This window comes from Streptomyces phyllanthi, assembly GCF_009377205.1.
GTDB lineage: Bacteria > Actinomycetota > Actinomycetes > Streptomycetales > Streptomycetaceae > Streptomyces > Streptomyces phyllanthi.
Window position 1 is genome coordinate 1 of record NZ_VJZE01000877.1, and the last position, 1,598, is coordinate 1,598.

At 72.1% G+C, this 1,598-nt stretch carries 1 protein-coding gene; it reads right to left on the bottom strand.

The features are described 5' to 3' along the window. Positions 1–1,598: condensation domain-containing protein (locus FNH04_RS45795; protein WP_152792121.1), on the bottom strand; the 1,598-nt coding region annotated here is incomplete at both ends.

A 1,598-nucleotide genomic window follows, 5' to 3' on the forward strand; every position in this document is an offset into this window, starting at 1 on the left:
CCCCCAACACGGCCGCCACCAGGTCGATCCCACGCGGCAGACACAGACCCACCACCGACTCCGGACCCGCACCCGCCGCACGCAACAAACCCGCGAACCGCCCAGCCCGCTCCCACAAACCCCCATACGTCACCAGACGCGACCCACACACCACCGCCACCGCATCCGGATGCTGCCGCACCCGCTCGGCGACCAGGTCATGAGCTCCGCCCACACCCGGCAGCGCGACCACCGCGCCGTCTCCATCGGCGATCAACTGCCGCCGCTCGGCGGCGGACAGGATCGGCAGCTCCGCCACGCGCCGGCCAGCGCCGGCCGCGACCGCCTCCAGGACGACCGCCAGGTGCCCGGCCATACGGTCGATCGTCGCCGCGTCGAACAACGCGGTGCTGTACTGGATCTCACCGATCAGGGCGCGGCCGGAATCGACCAGTGTCACCCCGAGATCGGTCTTCACTCGCAGCGGGCTCGGCCCGGCATCGGGCCCGGGCCCGGACCCGGTGTCCCAACCGGGGTGGGAGTCGGCCCGGTCGTCCGCAAGCCTGGTGTTCTCGTTGTCGTCCTCCGGGGCAGGAGGGTCGTAACTGAACAAGACCTGGAACAGAGGGGGACGGGAACGGTCTCGTTCGGTGACGAGGGCATCGACGAGCTGCTCGAACGGCAGGTCCTGGTGGGCGTAGCCGTCCAGGGTGGTCTCCCGGACCCGGCGCAGCAGCTCGGCGAATGACGGATCGCCCGACAGGTCGGCGCGCAGGACCAGCGTGTTGACGAAGAAGCCGATCAGATCCTCAGTCTCGGCGCGCGTCCGGCCCGCGACCGGTGTCCCCACCGTCACGTCGTCGGTGCCGCAGTACCGGGCCAGGACCACATCGAACGCCGCCAGCAGCGTCATGAACATCGTCGCGCCGTTCGCGCGGGCTATCCGGCGCACCGCGTCCGCGGTCTCGGCCGGAATCGTGAAGCCGGCCGCCGCGCCCTCGCTGGACCGCACCGGGGGACGCGGCCGGTCGGTGGGCAGGTCCAGCACCGGCGCACCGGCCAGCTTGTCCCGCCAGTAGGCGAGCTGGCCGTCCAGGACGTCTCCGGTCAACCAGGAGCGCTGCCAGACGGCGAAGTCGGCGTACTGCACCCCGAGCGGCGGCAGCGGATCCGGTTCACCGGCCCGCAACGCCCGGTAGAGCGCCGACAACTCGCGCCAGAAGATCCGCTCCGACCACTCGTCGGAGACCACGTGGTGCATCGACAGCACCAGCACACAGCGGTCCAGGCCCGCCCGCACGAGGCAGGCGCGGACCAGCGGTCCGGCCGCCAGGTCGAACGGCTCCGCCGCGTCGGCTTCGACCAGACAACTGGCCGCGGCCATCGGCTCGGCGACGCCGGACACGTCCACGACCGGCAGCGGCACCGGCCCCGGCGGGTCGATCACCTGGTACGCCACCCCGTCCGGACCAGCCACCAGCCGGGTCCGCAGCACCTCGTGCCGGGCCACCAGCGCACCCAGCGCCGCGCCCAGCGCGGCCACGTCCACCGGACCGTCGAACCACATCGGCGACGGCACGTTGTACTCGACCGAACCCGGCTCCAACCGGTCCATGAAC